Annotated in this window: 17 protein-coding genes and 1 pseudogene; 10 read left to right on the top strand and 8 right to left on the bottom strand. The window is 71.4% G+C overall.

All coding sequences use genetic code 11. The annotated features are described in order from the left end of the window. Window positions 1-68 precede the first annotated feature (68 nt). The 4 genes from ACIPWY_RS07545 to ACIPWY_RS07530 all read left to right on the top strand — a co-directional run bounded on the left by ACIPWY_RS07545 (window position 69) and on the right by ACIPWY_RS07530 (window position 3730). A complete protein-coding gene (locus ACIPWY_RS07545) occupies window positions 69-1007 on the top strand; it encodes an ACP S-malonyltransferase (protein WP_362899468.1) in 939 nt (312 codons plus the stop codon). Between the two features lie 17 nt (window positions 1008-1024). Then, window positions 1025-2056, top strand: a complete 1032-nt coding sequence (locus ACIPWY_RS07540) for a ketoacyl-ACP synthase III (protein WP_362899466.1) — start codon at window positions 1025-1027, stop codon at window positions 2054-2056. A gap of 70 nt (window positions 2057-2126) precedes the next feature. Further along, window positions 2127-2375, top strand: coding sequence for an acyl carrier protein (locus ACIPWY_RS07535; protein WP_100591921.1), 249 nt, complete (start codon window positions 2127-2129; stop codon window positions 2373-2375). A gap of 83 nt (window positions 2376-2458) precedes the next feature. Then, a complete protein-coding gene (locus tag ACIPWY_RS07530) occupies window positions 2459-3730 on the top strand; it encodes a beta-ketoacyl-[acyl-carrier-protein] synthase family protein (protein WP_362899464.1) in 1272 nt (423 codons plus the stop codon). A 114-nt stretch (window positions 3731-3844) separates the two neighbouring features. Here ACIPWY_RS07530 and ACIPWY_RS07525 read toward each other — a convergent pair whose 3' ends face one another. Continuing rightward, complete coding sequence (locus tag ACIPWY_RS07525) at window positions 3845-4339, bottom strand: DUF3145 domain-containing protein (protein ID WP_362899462.1); 495 nt, start codon at window positions 4337-4339, stop codon at window positions 3845-3847. A gap of 380 nt (window positions 4340-4719) precedes the next feature. Between ACIPWY_RS07525 and ACIPWY_RS07520 the strand changes: the two genes are divergently transcribed. Together ACIPWY_RS07520 and ACIPWY_RS07515 are read left to right on the top strand one after the other, a co-directional pair. Beyond that, on the top strand, window positions 4720-5640 hold the full coding sequence (locus tag ACIPWY_RS07520) for an SGNH/GDSL hydrolase family protein (protein WP_393705417.1): 921 nt from the start codon (window positions 4720-4722) through the stop codon (window positions 5638-5640). A gap of 37 nt (window positions 5641-5677) precedes the next feature. Beyond that, complete coding sequence (locus ACIPWY_RS07515; RefSeq protein WP_401532453.1) at window positions 5678-6670, top strand: aldose epimerase family protein; 993 nt, start codon at window positions 5678-5680, stop codon at window positions 6668-6670. Between the two features lie 83 nt (window positions 6671-6753). Here the strand turns inward: ACIPWY_RS07515 and ACIPWY_RS07510 are convergent, their stop codons facing one another. Further along, a complete protein-coding gene (locus ACIPWY_RS07510; protein ID WP_401532452.1) occupies window positions 6754-9192 on the bottom strand; it encodes a glycoside hydrolase family 3 protein in 2439 nt (812 codons plus the stop codon). 94 nt (window positions 9193-9286) lie between these two features. Here ACIPWY_RS07510 and ACIPWY_RS07505 point away from each other — a divergent pair, with 94 nt between their 5' ends. Then, a complete protein-coding gene (locus ACIPWY_RS07505; protein ID WP_401532451.1) occupies window positions 9287-9931 on the top strand; it encodes a TetR/AcrR family transcriptional regulator in 645 nt (214 codons plus the stop codon). Between the two features lie 19 nt (window positions 9932-9950). Here ACIPWY_RS07505 and ACIPWY_RS07500 read toward each other — a convergent pair whose 3' ends face one another. The 5 genes and pseudogenes from ACIPWY_RS07500 to ACIPWY_RS07480 form a co-directional block, all read right to left on the bottom strand. Further along, window positions 9951-10280, bottom strand: a complete 330-nt coding sequence (locus tag ACIPWY_RS07500) for a YrdB family protein (protein WP_401532450.1) — start codon at window positions 10278-10280, stop codon at window positions 9951-9953. A 19-nt stretch (window positions 10281-10299) separates the two neighbouring features. Then, window positions 10300-11048 (bottom strand): annotated as a pseudogene (locus ACIPWY_RS07495) (NAD(P)-dependent oxidoreductase). A gap of 96 nt (window positions 11049-11144) precedes the next feature. Beyond that, on the bottom strand, window positions 11145-11942 hold the full coding sequence (locus tag ACIPWY_RS07490) for an EI24 domain-containing protein (protein WP_393705412.1): 798 nt from the start codon (window positions 11940-11942) through the stop codon (window positions 11145-11147). A 68-nt stretch (window positions 11943-12010) separates the two neighbouring features. Continuing rightward, on the bottom strand, window positions 12011-12433 hold the full coding sequence (locus ACIPWY_RS07485) for an organic hydroperoxide resistance protein (RefSeq protein WP_362899449.1): 423 nt from the start codon (window positions 12431-12433) through the stop codon (window positions 12011-12013). Between the two features lie 83 nt (window positions 12434-12516). Then, entirely contained in the window at window positions 12517-13548 is a 1032-nt protein-coding gene (locus ACIPWY_RS07480; RefSeq protein ID WP_362899447.1) for an NADP-dependent oxidoreductase, read from the bottom strand. Window positions 13549-13636: 88 nt separating this feature from the next. Here ACIPWY_RS07480 and ACIPWY_RS07475 point away from each other — a divergent pair, with 88 nt between their 5' ends. Next, the gene (locus ACIPWY_RS07475; protein WP_401532449.1) at window positions 13637-14113 is read left to right on the top strand and encodes a MarR family winged helix-turn-helix transcriptional regulator; all 477 of its coding nucleotides are present in this window, start codon (window positions 13637-13639) and stop codon (window positions 14111-14113) included. Between the two features lie 109 nt (window positions 14114-14222). On the opposite strand, the gene ACIPWY_RS07470 is transcribed toward ACIPWY_RS07475, so the two are convergent. Next, window positions 14223-14903 (bottom strand): hypothetical protein, encoded by a 681-nt coding sequence (locus ACIPWY_RS07470; protein ID WP_401532448.1) that lies wholly within the window; start codon window positions 14901-14903, stop codon window positions 14223-14225. A 226-nt stretch (window positions 14904-15129) separates the two neighbouring features. Here ACIPWY_RS07470 and ACIPWY_RS07465 point away from each other — a divergent pair, with 226 nt between their 5' ends. Continuing rightward, entirely contained in the window at window positions 15130-16293 is a 1164-nt protein-coding gene (locus tag ACIPWY_RS07465) for a mandelate racemase/muconate lactonizing enzyme family protein (RefSeq protein ID WP_362899442.1), read from the top strand. Beyond that, window positions 16290-17306: a zinc-binding dehydrogenase gene (locus ACIPWY_RS07460; RefSeq protein ID WP_401532447.1), complete on the top strand. Its 1017-nt coding sequence runs from the start codon at window positions 16290-16292 to the stop codon at window positions 17304-17306. Before ACIPWY_RS07465 ends, ACIPWY_RS07460 begins: the two co-directional genes overlap by 4 nt. Window positions 17307-17365 lie beyond the last annotated feature (59 nt).

The following is a 17365-nucleotide window of genomic DNA, read 5'->3' as shown; positions in this document are numbered from 1 at the left end:
TTCCCCCTTCGGTTCTTCGTCCCTGTCCCCACGGGCGGCCGTGGCCGTCCACAAGAGAGAGTGTGAGAGTGCTCGTACTCGTCGCTCCCGGCCAAGGCGCTCAGACGCCCGGCTTCCTGACTCCCTGGCTCGACCTCCCCGGTGCCGCAGACCGCGTCGCCGCGTGGTCGGACGCCATCGGGCTCGACCTTGCCCACTACGGCACACAGGCCGACGCGGACGCGATCCGTGACACGGCCGTCGCTCAGCCTCTGCTCGTCGCGGCCGGAATCCTGTCGGCCGCGGCACTCGGCGACATCGCTCCTGACGCCGTCGCGGGCCACAGCGTCGGCGAGATCACCGCGGCGGCCTTCGCCGGGGTTCTCGACGACACCGCGGCCCTCCAGCTCGTGCGCAAGCGCGGTCTGGCCATGGCCGAGGCGGCCGCCGTGACCAAGACCGGTATGTCCGCCCTGCTCGGCGGCGACCCGGAGGTCACCACCGCGCACCTGGAGAAGCTGGGTCTGACCCCGGCGAACGTGAACGGCGCGGGCCAGATCGTGGCCGCGGGCACCCTCGAGGAGCTCGCCGCGCTCGAGGCCGACAAGCCCGAGGGCGTACGCCGGGTCGTGCCGCTGACGGTGGCGGGCGCGTTCCACACCCGCCACATGGCTCCCGCGGTGGCGAAGCTGGAAGAGGCCGCCAGGGCCCTGACCCCGGCCGACCCCACGGTCGCGTACGTCTCGAACAAGGACGGCCGGACGGTCGCCACCGGTGCGGAGGTCGTCTCGCGCCTGGTCGGCCAGGTGGCCAACCCGGTCCGCTGGGACCTGTGCATGGAGACCTTCAAGGAGCTCGGCGTGACCGCGCTCGTCGAGGTGTGCCCGGGCGGCACCCTCACCGGTCTCGCCAAGCGTGCCCTGCCCGGCGTGAAGACCCTCGCCCTCAAGACCCCCGACGACCTCGACGCAGCCCGCGCCCTGATCGCCGAGCACACCTCCGCCGCGGCGGACACGCAGACGGCCTGACAAGGAGCCCCGAGAGCATGTCGAAGATCAAGCCCAGTCAGGGCGCCCCGTACGCGCGCATCATGGGCGTCGGTGGTTATCGGCCGACGCGGGTCGTGCCGAACGAGGTGATCCTCGAGAAGATCGACTCGTCCGACGAGTGGATCCGCTCCCGTTCGGGCATCGCGACGCGCCACTGGGCCTCCGACTCGGAGACCGTGGCCGCGATGTCGATCGAGGCCTCCGGCAAGGCCATCGCGGACGCCGGGATCAGCGCGGAGCAGATCGGCGCCGTGGTCGTGTCGACCGTGTCGCACTTCAAGCAGACCCCGGCCATCGCGACCGAGATCGCGGACAAGCTCGGCACCGACAAGGCTGCCGCGTTCGACATCTCCGCCGGGTGCGCGGGCTTCGGCTACGGCCTGACCCTCGCCAAGGGCATGGTCGTCGAGGGCAGCGCCGAGTACGTGCTGGTGATCGGCGTGGAGCGGCTGAGCGACCTGACCGACCTGGAGGACCGCGCGACGGCCTTCCTGTTCGGTGACGGTGCCGGCGCCGTCGTCGTGGGCCCCTCGCAGGAGCCGCACATCGGCCCCACCGTCTGGGGTTCCGAGGGCGACAAGTCCGAGACGATCAAGCAGACCGTGCCGTGGGACGAATTCCGCGTCGGTGACGTGTCGAAGCTGCCGCTCGACAGCAAGGGCGACATCAAGTTCCCTGCGATCACGCAGGAGGGCCAGGCGGTGTTCCGCTGGGCCGTGTTCGAGATGGCGAAGGTTGCCCAGCAGGCGCTGGACGCGGCCGGGATCAGCGCGGACGACCTGGACGTCTTCATTCCGCACCAGGCAAACATGCGGATCATCGACTCGATGGTGAAGACTCTGAAACTGCCGGAGCATGTCACGGTCGCTCGTGACATCGAGACCACCGGCAACACCTCGGCCGCCTCGATTCCGCTCGCGATGGAGCGGCTTCTGGCGACCGGGAAGGCGAAGAGCGGCGACACCGCCCTCGTCATCGGCTTCGGGGCGGGTCTCGTCTACGCCGCCACGGTCGTTACCCTCCCCTAGGCAGAACGTCCGGATCGCTCCGGGCGCAACCGCCGCCACACCCTCTGGATACATAAGAAGGAGCGCCAACATGGCCGCCACTCAGGAAGAGATCGTCGCCGGTCTCGCGGAGATCGTGAACGAGATCGCCGGCATCCCGGTCGAGGACGTCCAGCTGGACAAGTCCTTCACCGACGACCTGGACGTCGACTCGCTGTCCATGGTCGAGGTCGTCGTCGCCGCCGAAGAGCGCTTCGACGTCAAGATCCCGGACGACGACGTCAAGAACCTCAAGACCGTCGGTGACGCCACCGACTACATCGTCAAGCACCAGGCCTGATCAACAGCTTGCCTAGTGCTGCCGCTCCGCCACCCGGCGGTGGCGCCGCTGAATCCCTCGCATCCGTTGGAGAAAGAATTCCTGTGAGCCCGACCAATCGCACCGTGGTCGTCACCGGTATCGGCGCAACCACACCGCTGGGTGGCGACGCGACGTCCACCTGGGAGGGTCTGGTCGCCGGTCGTTCCGGTGTCCGTCCCCTCGAACAGGAGTGGGCCGCCGACCAGGCGGTCCGCATCGCGGCGCAGATCGCCGTGGAGCCGGGCGAGATCATCCCGCGCCCGCAGGCCCGCCGCCTGGACCGCTCGGCGCAGTTCGCGCTGATCGCGGCCAAGGAGGCCTGGGCCGACGCCGGTTACACCGACAAGGCCGGTGAGGACCCCGCCGTCGACCCCGAGCGGCTCGGCGCGGTCATCGCCTCCGGCATCGGCGGCGTGACGACGCTCCTCGACCAGTACGACGTGCTGAAGGAGAAGGGCGTCCGCCGCGTCTCCCCGCACACCGTCCCCATGCTCATGCCGAACGGCCCCTCGGCCAACGTGGGCCTGGCGGTGAACGCCCGCGCGGGTGTGCACACCCCGGTCTCCGCCTGCGCGTCCGGCGCCGAGGCCATCGGCTACGCGATCGAGATGATCCGCACGGGCCGTGCGGACGTCGTGGTCGCCGGTGGCACCGAGGCGGCCATCCACCCGCTGCCCATCGCCGCCTTCGGCAACATGATGGCGATGTCCAAGAACAACGACGACCCGCAGGGCGCCTCGCGTCCCTACGACACCGGCCGGGACGGCTTCGTCCTCGGTGAGGGCGCCGGTGTCCTGATCCTCGAGTCCGCCGAGCACGCCGCCAAGCGCGGTGCCCGCGTCTACGCGGAGGCGGTCGGCCAGGGCATCTCCGCCGACAGCCACGACATCGTCCAGCCGGAGCCCGGTGGCCGCGGCATCTCGCAGGCCCTGCAGAACCTGCTCGACAACACCGACCTGGACCCGGCCGAGATCGTGCACGTGAACGCGCACGCGACCTCGACGCCGGCCGGTGACGTGGCGGAGCTCAAGGCGCTGCGCAAGGTCTTCGGCGACGACACCGACCACATGGCGGTCTCCGCCACCAAGTCGATGACGGGCCACCTCCTCGGCGGCGCCGGCGGTATCGAGTCGGTCGCGTCGGTGCTCGCCCTGTACCACCGGGTGGCTCCGCCGACGATCAACATCGAGAGCCTCGACCCGGAGGCGGAGGCTGCCGCCGACATCGTCCGCGGTGAGGCCCGCAAGCTGCCCGTCGAGGGCCGCATCGCCGCGCTGAACGACTCGTTCGGCTTCGGCGGACACAACGTCGTGCTGGCGTTCCGCTCGGTCTGACCCCGGCGTACACGTACGTAGCCGAAGGGGCCCCCACCATCACGGTGGGGGCCCCTTCGGCCAACTGCGAACCGCCGGCGAACCGACTACCTCTCAGAACACCTGGAGAACACCTCACACCACCTGGTGCAGCCACCGCACCGGGGCGCCCTCGCCCGCGTAGCGGAAGGGTTCCAGTTCGTCGTCCCAGGGCTTGCCGAGGAGTTTGGCGAGTTCGGCTTCCAGGTCCGTCTCGCCGCCCTTGGAGCGGGCGAGCGCGGCGCGCAGCCGGTCCTCGGGGATGAGGATGTCGCCGTGGATGCCGGTGACGGCGTGGAAGATGCCCAGTTCGGGGGTGGCGCTGTAGCGCTCGCCCTCGGCCGCCGCGCAGGGTTCCGCCGTCACCTCGAAGCGCAGGAGCTGCCAGCCGCGCAGCGCGGACGCCAGCTTGGAGGCGGTGCCCGCCTCACCGCGCCAGGAGAACTCGGATCTCCAGGTTCCCGGCGCCGCCGGCTGCCGGATCCAGTCGAGGTTGATACGCGCGCCGAGCACGCCCGCGACTGCCCATTCGACGTGCGGGCACAGCGCGCGCGGTGCGGAGTGCACGTACAGAACTCCACGTGTCGTCACCGGGACCTCCAGTGTGGGACGAGGTTCGCCTTCCCCGGCGGCCTCGCGCCCGTGCCGAGCAGTTTTCCCCAAAGACTAGTTGAACCAGGGGAACCAGGAAAAAGGGGACAGATGTGACGTGATGTAATTTACCGGAAGCTGCACTGCGGGGTTTCACTGGGTCGGCCGACCGCCTTGTCGCTGCCGTGACAACGATGGCCGGGCCGCCACGGGGCGAGGCTACCGTGTGGCGGCGCAAGGAGTGTGACGTACCGTCGGTCCCGGCGCCCTCAAACACCGACGTTTCACCCGCGGGGACTCAACCGCGGCAGGGTGCACGGCGTCACGTTCGACGACAGAGGCGCCGGCAGCGGCCAGGAGCGGTGAGAGAGGACAACGGGATGCGGATCCGAAGCCACCGGTCAGCTGCCGTCCGGGCAGCCGTCGCCGGTGTGACGGCGGTTCTGCTCGGTGCCGCGGGGCTCGCCGCGTGCGACGCGATCGGCGACAACTCCCCCGGCCCGAAGGGCAGTACGGCCGGCACGAAGCCGTCCCCGAAGCCCACCCCCACGTGGGACACGAGCCCGCGTTCCGTTGCCGCCGTGGGCGACTCCATCACCCGGGGCTTCGACGCCTGCTCGGTCCTCACGGACTGCCCCGAGGTGTCGTGGGCGACGGGTTCCGACACCGGGGTGCGCAGTCTCGCGGTCCGGCTCCTGGGGAAGGACCGGGCGGCCACGCACAGTTGGAACTACGCGCGCACCGGCGCCCGGATGGCTGACCTTCCCGCGCAGATGGAGCACGCGGCCGCGGTGTCGCCGGGCCTGGTGACGGTGATGGCGGGGGCCAACGACGCGTGCCGGCCGACGCCCGCGTCGATGACGCCGGTGGACACGTTCCGCGCCGACTTCGAGGACGCGCTGCGCACGCTGCGGCGCGAGGTGCCCAAGGCTCAGGTGTATGTGTCGAGCGTGCCGGACCTCAAGCGCCTGTGGTCCGAGGGCCGGACGAACCCACTGGGCAAGCAGGTGTGGAAGCTCGGCATCTGCTCGTCGATGCTCGCCGACCCGGACGACCTCGCCACGGAGGCGACCCAGCGCCGCGCCTCGGTGCAGGACCGGGTGGTGGCGTACAACGAGGTGCTCGCGGACGTGTGCGCGAAGGACCGGCGGTGCCGTTACGACGGCGGAGCGGTCTTCGACTACCGGTTCGACGGGAAGCAGCTGAGTCACTGGGACTGGTTCCACCCCAGCAAGGACGGCCAGTCGCGGCTCGCCGCGATGGCGTACCGCCGGGTGACGGCCAAGGAGCCGATCGGCTGAGCCGGGGGTCCGGGTTCCCGGGCGTAAGGTCTCGATCATGCGCAGCGAACTCTTCGGCACGCTTGCCGACGGCACGCCCGTCCACCGCTGGACCCTCGAACGCGGCGGGGTGCGGGTGCGCGTCCTGACGTACGGCGGGATCGTGCAGTCGGCGGAGGTTCCCGACCGGGCCGGTGTCTCGGCGGACGTGGCGCTCGGGTTTCCCGCTCTGGACGGGTATCTCGCTCATCCGGGCCCCTTCTTCGGCGCGCTGGTCGGCCGGTACGCGAACCGGATCGCGGGCGGCCGGTTCCCGCTCGACGGCCGGATCTACCACCTGGCGCAGAACAACGGGACGAACGCGCTGCACGGCGGCGAGCGCGGCTTCGACAAGCGCGTGTGGGAAGCGGACCCGATGGAGCACGGTGTGCGACTGCACCGGGTGAGCCCGCACGGAGAAGAGGGCTTCCCGGGGCGCCTGGAGGTCTCGGCGACGTACACGCTCGACGAGGGCGGGGCGCTGCGGATCGCGTACGAGGCGGTGACCGACGCGCCGACCGTCGTGAACCTGACGAACCACGCGTACTGGAATCTGGGCGGCGCGGGCTCCGGTGACGCGGCGGGCGGGCACGAGGTGCGGATCGCGGCCTCGCGTTTCACCCCTGCGGACGCGGATCTGATCCCGACCGGGGAGTTCACCGAAGTGGCCGGGACGGCCTTCGACTTCCGGGAGCCGCGGAAGCCGGGGCCCGGCCACGACCGCAACTACGTGCTCGACAAGGGGGTCACCGAGGCGCCGGTCGAGGTCGCCGAGCTGCGCGACCCGGCGTCGGGGCGGACGCTGGCCGTCGCGACGACCGAGCCGGGGCTCCAGCTGTACACGGGCGACCACTTCGACGCGACGCTGCCGTTCGCGCCCGGCGCCGGGATCGCCCTGGAGACCCAGCACTTCCCGGACTCCCCCAACCGGCCCCGGTTCCCGTCGACGGAGCTGCGGCCGGGTGAGGTGTTCAGGTCGGAGACGGTGTACGGGTTCGGCGCCCGCGACTGAAACGCCGGAACCCGCAACTGAACCGCCGGAACCGGAACCCGCGCCCCCGACGACAACACCCGCCCGCCACCCGGCGAATCCGGTCAGACCACGACCCTCGCGCTCACGCGGCGGTCCATGACCGAGCGGCCCGCTTCCACCTCGTACGCGCCCGCCTGGTGCGCCCAGGCGTTGGCGTTCTCGTCCCAGATCTCGAAGGCACGGCGCGGCAGCGTGAAGGTGACCTCGACGCTCTCGCCGGGTGCCGCCTCGACGCCCGCGAAGCCGGCCAGCCAGCGGGCCGGGCGTGCCGGGTCGGACTGTTCGGGCGCCAGATACACCTGGACGACCTCACGGCCCGCGCGCTCCCCGGTGTTGCGCACCCGGACCACGGCCGTCGCGCCCGCGTCCCGCACCTCGATCGACTCGTACGCCCAGTCGGTGTAGCCGAGGCCGTGGCCGAACGCGTACGACGGGGTGGCGCCCGACCTCTCCCAGGCGCGGTAGCCGATGAACACGCCCTCGGTGTAGGCGAGCCGGCCGTCGGTCGGGGCGACCTCGGTGACGGGTGCGTCCTCGAACGCGCCCCAGGTCGTCGGCAGTCGGCCGCCGGGCTCCTCGGCTCCGGTGAGGACGTCGGCGAGCGCGTCGCCGCCCTCCTGGCCGGGGAACCAGCTCAGGAGCACGGCCGCGACGTCCTCGCGCCAGGAGAGTTCCACCGGGGAGCCGGAGTTCACGACCACGACGGTGTTCGGGTTGGCGGCGGCGACGGCGCGGACGAGGTCGTCCTGGCGTCCCGGCAGGCGCAGGTCCCTGCGGTCGAATCCCTCGGACTCGACGCGTTCGGTGGTGGCCACCACGACGACCGCGGTGTCGGCGGCCCGCGCGGCCTCGACGGCCTCGGCGATCAGCTCATCGGGGTCGCGCTGCGGCTCGCGGTGGACCAGCGAGAACGCGACGGCCTGGAGGGGGGCGCCCGCGAGCTTGAAGACGACGTAGCGCAGGGATACGTCGACGGGCTCCCCGGCGACGAGGTCGACGTCGCCGCGGCCGACGGGGCTGCCGAAGAACGTCGCGAACGGGTCGGCGGCGGAGGCGAGCGGCTGCTCCCCGTCGAAGAGGGTCTGTCCGGCGACGGTGAGGGTGAAGCCGCCGATGCCCTGGGTACCGAAGGTGTGCGGTCCGGACGCGCGCGGGGTGAAGGTGCCGGTGATCTCGACGGTGTGCAGGGTGTCGTGGGTGACGCCGTCGGGCAGGTCGGCGCCGATCCACTGGATGCGGCCGCCGGGCACGGAAGCGGTGCCGATGATGTCGCCGGCGGCGTCCAGGCAGCGGGCGCGCAGCTCGAACCCGGCGCCCGCGGCGGCGAGCTCCTCGTTCGGGTCTGCGCCGATGGCATAGGTGAGCGTGCCCTCGGGGAGCGCGGCGGTCAGTCCGTCGAGCGGGGAGACGACGTGGGCGGGGAAGACGGTGGCGGAGCCGCCGCCGAGGACGCGGGCGTCACGGGCGGCGGCGCCGATGAGGGCGACGCTGCCGCCTGAACGAAGGGGAAGCGCGCCGGAGTTGCGTACGAGAACGAAGGCGCGGCGGGCGATCTCGCGGGCGAGCGCCTCGCCGTCGATCTCCGCCGGGGCCTCGGTGACCACGGGCTCGGCGCCTTCGAGGATGCCGACGCGGGCGGCGAGGCGCAGCACGTTGCGCACGGCCTCGTCGACGGTGGACTCCTCGACCTCGCCGGCACGGACGGCGGCGGCGAGCGCCGGGCCGTAGACGGTGCGCGGGCCGGGCATCGCGACGTCGAGGCCGCCCTCGATGTCACCGGTGGTGGAGCGGGCGGCCGTCCAGTCGGAGACGTTGAAACCGTCGAAGCCCCATTCGCCGCGCAGCACCTCGTTCACGAGGTAGCGGTGTTCGGTCATCGTCGTGCCGTTGACCGTGTTGTAGGCGGTCATGATGCCCCAGGGGTGGGCGTTCTCGACGATGGCCTCGAAGGGGGCGAGGTAGAGCTCGCGCAGGGCTCGGGCGGAGACGATGTTGTCGACGGTGAAGCGGTCGGTCTCGGCGTCGTTGGCGACGAAGTGCTTGACGGTGGTACCGACGCCGCCGGACTGCACGCCGCGTACGTAGCCGGTACCGATCGCGCCGGTCAGGTACGGGTCCTCGCTGTACGCCTCGAAGTGCCGGCCTCCGACGGGCGAGCGGTGCAGGTTGACGGTCGGGGCGAGCAGCACGTGGACGCCCTTGCGGCGAGCCTCCTGGGCGAGCAACTGCCCAGCACTGCAGGCGAGTTCGGGGTCCCAGGTGGCGGCGAGGGCGGTCGGTGACGGCAGGGCGATCGAGGGGTCGTCGGCGGTCCAGCGGATGCCGCGGACCCCTACGGGGCCGTCCGACATCACGAGGGACGCGAGGCCTATACCGGGGACGGCGGGCAGCGACCACATGTCCTGCCCGCCGAGGAGGCCCGCCTTGGTGTCGAGGTCGAGCTTGCCGAGCGCGGCCTCGACGACCGCCTCGCGCGCCTGGTCCTGCTGGGTGTCCGCCACGACGGCGCCTCCTCGTTGAAGTCCGGCCCTTGCCCGCCATCCTGCACCCGCCGCCTGTAAGCCGGTAGGTTCCGTTATGCCGCTGTTATAAACCATGTCGTACGGTGACGGCATGGGTACGAGAACCGCCAGGAGCGAGGAACGGCGCGCGGAGATCCTCCGTGCCGCCCTGGAGGTGATCGCCGAGCGCGGGTACCGCGGCGCGACGCTGGGGGCGGTGGCCGAGCGTGTCGGGCTCACGCAACAGGGCCTGCTGCACTACTTCCGCACCAAGGAGGCGCTGCTCGTCGCGGTCCTGGAGGAGCGCGACCAGTGGGACGCGGTGCCGGAGGGCCGGTGGCGGCTCGACCTGCTCGCCTCGCTGGTCGAGTACAACGCGATGCGGCCCGGCATCGTGCAGACGTTCTCCGCGCTGCTCGGCGAGAGCGTCACGGAGGACCACCCGGCGCGCCCCTACTTCACCCGGCGGTACGGGAACGTGCGGGAGAGCATGGCCGCGGTGCTGCGCACCGAGTACGGGGAGCGGCTGCCGGGCGGCCTCACGCCCGAGCGGGCGGCGCCGCTGCTCGTGGCGGTGATGGACGGGCTGCAGTACCAGTGGCTGCTGGACCCCGAGTCGGTGGACATGCCGGGCGCGTTCCGCGACTTCCTGGCTCTCATCGAGGGCGATGCAAGGGACGCGGAGGACGCGGGGGGCGCAGGAGATGCGGGGGACCCAGGGGACGCGGGCGCCGGCTGAAGTCCCTTGTGCGCGGCGGCTACTGGTTCCAGGCGAGCGCCAGCGTCTTGCTCACCACGCACACCAGGGCGAAAGCGATGGCCCAGCCGACGGCCCCGCTCAGCAGGAGCGCGGCCACGCCCGCCCCGAACCACACCAGCTCGAAGGCGACCCGGCCGGCGCCCCGCGTCTTGTACGACGCCTTCTGGGACCCGAACAGCGCCCACAGCGTGATCATCGCCGCGATGACACCGAGGCCGAGCAGCCAGGCGAGCGGCGCCGACACGTCGCGGGTGAACCCCCAGCGGCCGACGGCCCCGAGAGCGGCCAGTTCGATCAGGAAGAGCACACCCAGATTCGCCGTCTTCATGGGCGCAGTATGGCCCGGCCTACCGCTCGCGGACACGGGCGACGGCCCGCGCGATGTCCTCGTCGGCGAGGGCCGGGTCCGCCGCGGCCTCCTCGAAGTGGCCCAACACGGCTTCCATCGCGGGGAGTTCGGTGGTTCCGGTGGCCAGGGCGATGTCCTTGACGGCGAGGTCCGAACCGAAGTGCACGCCCTGCGCGAAGGCGCGGGCGACGGCTCCGCCGAGTGATCCCGCGGCGAGTGCGCCCTTCGCGACGTCCTCGCGCAGGCCCAGTGCGTCCGCGAGCGCCATCGCCTCGGCGACCAGGCCGACCCTGCCGATGACCGCGGTGTTGACGACGAGCTTGAGGGCGGCGCCGGAGCCTGGGGCGACGGTGCGGGTGACCGTCCCGAGGTGCGCGAGTACGCCTTCGATCCGGTCCGCGTCACCGCCCGCGAGGATGCCGAGTTCGCCGGACTCCGCCTTGTCGGTGCTGCCCATGACCGGGGCGTCGACGAGGGTCACCCTGTCACCGAGGCGCGCCGCCGGCTGCCGTACGGCGTCGGGGCCGATGGTCGGCATCTCCGCCCAGTACGTGCCGGGACGCAGCTCGGGCACGATGGCGTCGGCGACCTCGGACACGGCCTCCGGGGTGGCGAGCATCGTGATCACCACGTCGGCGTCGGCGGGGCTGTCGGCGAGCGCGGCGGTTCGACGAGCGGGGCGGCTTTCTCCGGGGTGTGGTTCCAGACGGTCAGCGGATGTCCGGCGTCGAGGAAATGGCGGGCCATGGGGGCGCCCATGTGACCGAGGCCGAGGAAGGCGATCTTTCCCATGCTCCGACGCCGGCGGCGCGTCCCGCCCGGATCGGCCTGGACCCCTTGAGGTCAGTGCGCGGCCGGGTCGCCGGTGGGGTGCGGGGCGGGCTCGGGCGCCGGTTCCGGGGTCGTCTCGCCGAGCAGGTCCCGAGCCATCAGGGTCGCGCCGGCCACCGCTCCCGGCATCAGGAACACCGCCACGAACGGCACCAGGAACGCGACCGCGAGCGGGGTGCCGAAGCCCCAGGCGAGGCCCTTGCGGGAGCGCAACAGGGCGAGGCGCTCGCGGAGTTCGACGCTGCGGCGCTGGAGCGCGACCGCGGCGAGTTCCTCGGTGAGGAAGAAGCCGGTGACGAAGAAGCCGATCACCGGGACGACGGTCTGCCCGACGAACGGGATGAAGCCGAGGCCGAAGAGCAGGATGCCCCAGAGCGCGGCGCGGACCAGCACCCGCAGGCTGTCGCGGGCGGAGATCCACAGTTCGCGCCAGAGCGGGAGGCCCGACTCGGGGGCGTGGCCGCCTTCGGCGAGGTCGACCTTCTCCGACAGGGACTCGTAGAAGGGCTGGCCGATCAGGAGGGTGACGGCGGTGAAGGTGAGGACGGCGAGCAGCAGGACGAGGGCGAGGAGCACGGCCGTGAGGAAGCCGCGGAACAGGCCGGCCCACGGTGACGTCCAGTCGTCGGCGAAGGGGGTCGCCCAGGTGACGAAGTCGTCGCCCCACAGGGCCAGGCAGACCAGTGCGGCCGCGTACAGGACCAGGGTGATCAGGCCGGGCAGGAGACCCATGCCGAACTGCTTGCCGTGCTGGGAGACCCAGCGCTGGCCCTTCATCAAGTAGCCGAAGCCCGCACCGAGATCACGCATGGGAACACCCTATGGGACCGGCCCGTACCCCCTGGTGCGGGGTACGGGCCGGGACCGGGTCGCGCCCGTCAGACGGAGAGCGTGACCGTGATGTTGCCGCGGGTGGCCTTGGAGTACGGGCACACCTGGTGGGCCTTCTCGACCAGGGACTTGGCGGTGGCCGCGTCCACGTTCGGGATCTTGGCGGCGATCTCGACGATGAGGCCGAAGCCCTCGTCGTTCTTGCCGATACCCACGTGCGCGGTGACGGTCGAGCCGGAGATGTCGGCGTTCTCCTGGCGGGCGACCACGGCGAGCGCGCCCTGGAAGCAGGCGCTGTAGCCGGCGGCGAACAGCTGCTCCGGGTTGGTGCCGGCGCCGCTGCCGCCCTGCTCCTTGGGCGGGTTCACGACGACGTCGAGCTTGCCGTCGTCCGTGGAGACGCGGCCGTCACGGCCGTTCTCCGCGGTGGCTACGGCGGTGTAGACGACGTCCGACTGCTGGATGGGCATCCCGTGCTCCCTCATTCGATCTCGCTTGATCCGGTAGGCGGAAAGAGATTACCGAATCACGGAAGGAACGAGCGTGACCGGGGTCACTCACCCAGCTTGACGACCATCTTTCCGATGTTGTCGCCGCGCAGAACCCCGAGGAACGCCTCCAGGTTGTTCTCGATGCCCTCGACGACGGTCTCGCGGTACTTGAGCTCACCGGAGCGGATCCAGGCGCCGACCTGCTGCACGAACTGCGGCTGCATGTCGTAGTGGTCACCAACGAGGAAGCCCTCGATGCGGCCGCGGGTCTGGATCAGGCGCGCCAGGTTGCGCGGGCCGGGGGCGGCCTCGGTGTTGTTGTAGACCGAGATCGCGCCGCAGATCGCGATACGTCCGTCCCGGTTGAGCTGGCCGATCGCCGCTTCGAGGTGGTCACCGCCGACGTTGTCGAAGTAGACGTCGATGCCGTCGGGGGCGGCCTGCTTGAGCTGCTCGAAGACGGAGCCGTCCTTGTAGTTGAACGCCGCGTCGAAGCCGTACTCCTCCACGAGGAGCTTGACCTTCTCGGCCGAGCCCGCCGAGCCGACGACGCGGCCGGCGCCGAGGAGCTTGGCGATCTGGCCGACCTGGCTGCCGACGGCACCGGCCGCGCCGGAGACGAAGACGGTGTCGCCCTCCTTGAAGGAGAGGGTGCGCAGGAGACCCGCGTACGCCGTCAGGCCCGTCATGCCGAGGACACCGAGGTACGCCGACAGGGGCGCGGCCTCCGGGTCGACCTTCACGGCCTGCTTGGCGTCGAACGTGGCGTACTCGCGCCAGCCGTTGAAGTGCAGCACGTGATCACCGACGGCCACACCCTCGTCGTTCGAGGCGACGACCACGCCGACCGCGCCACCCTGCATCACCTTGCCCAGCTCGTACGGGGCGACGTACGACTTGGCGGCGCTCATGCGGCCACGCATGTACGGGTCCACGGACACGTACAGGTTCTTGACGAGCACCTGGCCGGGGCCGGGCTGGACGGTCTCCACCTCGCTGAGCTGGAAGTCCTCGGGCTTGGGCCAGCCGACCGGGCGGCTGACCAGCTGCCACTCGCGGCTCGTGGCGGGGATCTGGGGGGTGTCGACAGACATGGCGGGGGCCTCCTGATTGCTTCACTTACTGAAACAACCATGCTCCTCGATATTTCATAGTGTCAAGTAAATGGGTACTCTGGAGTACATGGCCGCCAGCAGCTCCGCCCCGAAACCCGTGACAGAAGACCTCGTGACCGCAGATCCGGTGACCGCCGACCTGGTCGAGCTGATCGGCACGCTGGTCTCGCGTCACTACAAGGAGTACGAGCAGGCCGCCTCGGGCCAGGGACTCACCACGGCGCAGGCACGGGTCCTCGACCTGCTCTCCCGCGAGCCGATGCCCATGCGGCGCATAGCCCAGCAGGTGAACTGCGAGCCGTCGAACATCACCGGGCTCATCGACCGCCTGGAGACACGCGGCCTCGTCGAGCGCCGCCCCGACCCGGCCGACCGGCGCGTGAAGCTGGCCGCACCGACGGAAGAGGGCGTGCGGATGGCGCGCGGCGTGCAGGGCAACCTGAGCTTCGCGCGCGGCGCCATCGCCTCGCTGACCGACGACGAGCGGGGGGCGCTGCGCAGGCTCCTCGCCAAGATGATGCTGGACGGCGACGCCACGGCCTGACGCCGGCCGCGAGGGGCGACCTTCGGATGAACGACGTGACGGTCGACGTCGGCCACGCCTTCTGCCTTCGGCCGCACCTTCCGACTTCGACCACGCCTTCCCGCAAGGACTACGTGCACCACCACAGGAAGCGGTCGCACGTCTCCGTCGGGGTGGGCTGCGGCGGGGGCGGGGGTGCCGTGGTGGGGCCGGGAGCCGGGGTGCCGGGGTCGTTCGGGGTGCGCGGGGTCGGGGTGGCGGCCGGGGCGGAGGGGGCGCCGCTCGCCGTCTCCTCCTTGGCATCCCCCGTCGCCTTGTCCTTGCCGTCCTTCGCATCCTTGGATTCCGACGCGGACGGGGAGGGGGACGCCGAGGCGCTCGACGCCTGCGGGTCCGCCGCGGCCGCGGCGCCCGTCGGGGAGCCAGCCGCCGACGAGGCGGCGGCCTCGGCCTCATGGTCGGCGGCCTCCTCGGCGGATGTGGACGCGCCCTGCGCGTCGCCGTCAGCCGAGGACTCGGTGCCGAGTTCCGCGAAGCTGAGGCCGCCCGCGGCGAGCGCGAGCCCCGCGGCGGCGATCGCGATCTTGTTGCGCCGGCGGCGGTGGGCTCTGCGGGCACCGCGCTCACGGCGTTCCCTGCGGGAGCGGCGGGTGTGCGTGGGTTCGTCGTCGTAAGAGGTGCCGGCGCTCTCGGCCGACTCCTGCGCCGCGAGCGCTTCCGCGTGCGCGCGGCACGCTTCGGCGGGCGTGCCGCACCCAGGGCAGGCGAGGGCGCCGTTGAGGTGCCTTCGGCACGGGTGGCAGTAATCCATGACGCATGGAGGCTAGGCGCCGCACAGGTAACGGAAAAAGCCGGGGCTGTGAATGTTCTGTGCAAGGCCGCGTGTTCCGGAGAATTGACCCGCCATACGGCTTCTGCGCCCGGCATGCGGGGCGGCCCCCTGCGCGAACCATTGACACCCCACACGCACCTCCTTACTGTCACGCCAAGATTTCGAACGCATGCCGAAATATCGAACGTCGCAGGGGGCAACTGCCGTGCGCATCACGGGAATCAGCACACACGTGGTCGGGACGCCTTGGCGCAACCTCACCTACGTCCAGGTGCACACCGACGAGGGGATCACCGGGGTCGGCGAGACCCGGATGCTGGGCCGCACCGACGCGCTCATCGGCTATCTGAAGGAAGCTCAGGCCAACCACATCGCCGGCTCGGACCCGTTCGCGGCCGAAGATCTCGTACGGCGCATGAAGTACGGGGACTACGGGCGGGCCGGGGAGATCGTGATGTCCGGCATCGCGGTCGTCGAGATGGCCTGCTGGGACATCAAGGGCAAGGCGCTCGGCGTGCCGGTGTGGCAGCTGCTCGGCGGCAAGGTGACGGACCGGGTCAAGGCGTACGCGAACGGCTGGTACACCACCGAGCGCACCCCGGAGGCGTACCACAAGGCGGCGCGGGCCGTGATGGAGCGCGGGTACAAGGCGCTGAAGATCGACCCGTTCGGGACGGGGCACTACGAGCTGGATCACGAACAGAGCCTGTACGCCGTGTCGTTGATCGAGGCGGTGCGCGACGCGATCGGGCCGGACGCCGAGCTGATGCTGGAGATGCACGGCCGGTTCTCGCCCTCCACCGCGATCCGGCTCGCGCGCGATCTCGCCCCCTTCAGGCCCGCGTGGCTGGAGGAGCCGGTGCCGCCGGAGAACCTCAAGGCGCTGGAGAAGGTGGCCGCGAAGGTGGACATCCCGGTCGCCACGGGTGAGCGGATCCATGACCGGACCGAGTTCCGCGAGCTGTTCGAGAGCCAGGCCGCGGACATCATCCAGCCGGACGTCGGCCACATCGGCGGCATCTGGGAGACACGGAAGCTGGCGGCGACGGCGGAGTCCCACTACGTGCTGGTCGCCCCGCACAACGTGGGCGGTCCCGTGCTGACCGCGGCCTCGCTCCAAGTCGGCTTCACCACACCGAACTTCAAGGTCCTGGAGCACTTCAACGACTTCGCGGACGCGGACATCAAGAAGGTCGTGAAGGGTGCGCCGCAGGTCGACCCGGAGACCGGGTGCTTCGAGCTGTCGCACGCGCCGGGCCTCGGGGTGGAGCTGGACGTGGACGCTGCGGCCGAATTCCCGCAGCAGCAGGCGCGGTTCGACCTGTGGGCTGAAGGCTGGGAGCAGCGCCGTCCGGAGGGCACGCGGTGAGCGTCGCGGTCGTCGTCGAGGCACCGGGCGCGTTCCGGCTCGTCCCGCATGAGCCGACGCCGCCGGGGGCCGCTGAGGCGCTGGTCCGCGTCCACGCCGTGGGCATCTGCGGCAGCGACCGCGAGGTGTACCAGGGCAACCGGCCCGAGGGATACGTGCGGTACCCGCTCACACCGGGGCACGAGTGGTCGGGCACCGTCGAGGCCGTCGGGCCGGGTGCGCCCGAGTCGCTGGTCGGCAGGAAGGTCGTCGGCGAGGGCTTCCGCAACTGCCAGGTCTGCGACCGCTGTCACGCGGGCGAGACGACGCTGTGCACGGCGGGGTACGAGGAGACCGGGTTCACGCGGCCCGGCGCCATGGCCGCCACCCTCACCCTGCCCGCCCGGCTGCTGCACGTCCTGCCGGACGGCGCCGACCTGACGGCCGCCGCGCTGCTCGAACCCGCGGCCTGCGTCGCCGCCGCCGCGCTCAAGGCGGACGCGCGGCCGGGCGAACGGGTCGCCGTCGTCGGCGCGGGCACCCTCGGCATGCTCGCCGTGCAGTTCCTCGCGGCGGACTCCCCCGCCGAACTCCTCACCGTCGACACCCGGCCCGAACGAGCCGCTCTCGCCAAGCAGTTCGGCGCGACGGACTTCCGCACACCCGACCAGGAGCTGCCCGGCGGCTTCGACGTGGTGATCGAGACCGCCGGGTCCGCCGACTCGGCCCGTACGGCGGCGTCGCTGCTGCGGCGCGGAGGCCGGCTCGTCCTCACCGGGCTCCCTGCGTCCGGCGCGGCGGGGCTCGATCCGACCGGCCTCGTCGTGCGACAGCTGGACGTGCGGACCGTGTTCGGGGCACCGCCCGCCGCCTGGGCGCATGCCGTGCGGGTCTTCGGCGCGGGGCTCCTGGATCCGTTGCCGCTGGTGACGCACGAGCTGCCGCTGGATCAGTTCCCGTACGGCATCGAGCTGGTGGGATCCGGTGGCCCCGAGGTCGGCAAGGTGCTGCTCCTCCCCCAGGGCCTCTCGTAAGCCCTGACTCCTGCCTCCCTGCACGTTCCGGGCGTGCCCACACCCACCGATCCGAACCT

The organism is Streptomyces sp. NPDC090032, assembly GCF_044748025.1.
GTDB lineage: Bacteria > Actinomycetota > Actinomycetes > Streptomycetales > Streptomycetaceae > Streptomyces.
This window is presented reverse-complemented; position numbering and strand designations above follow the sequence as displayed.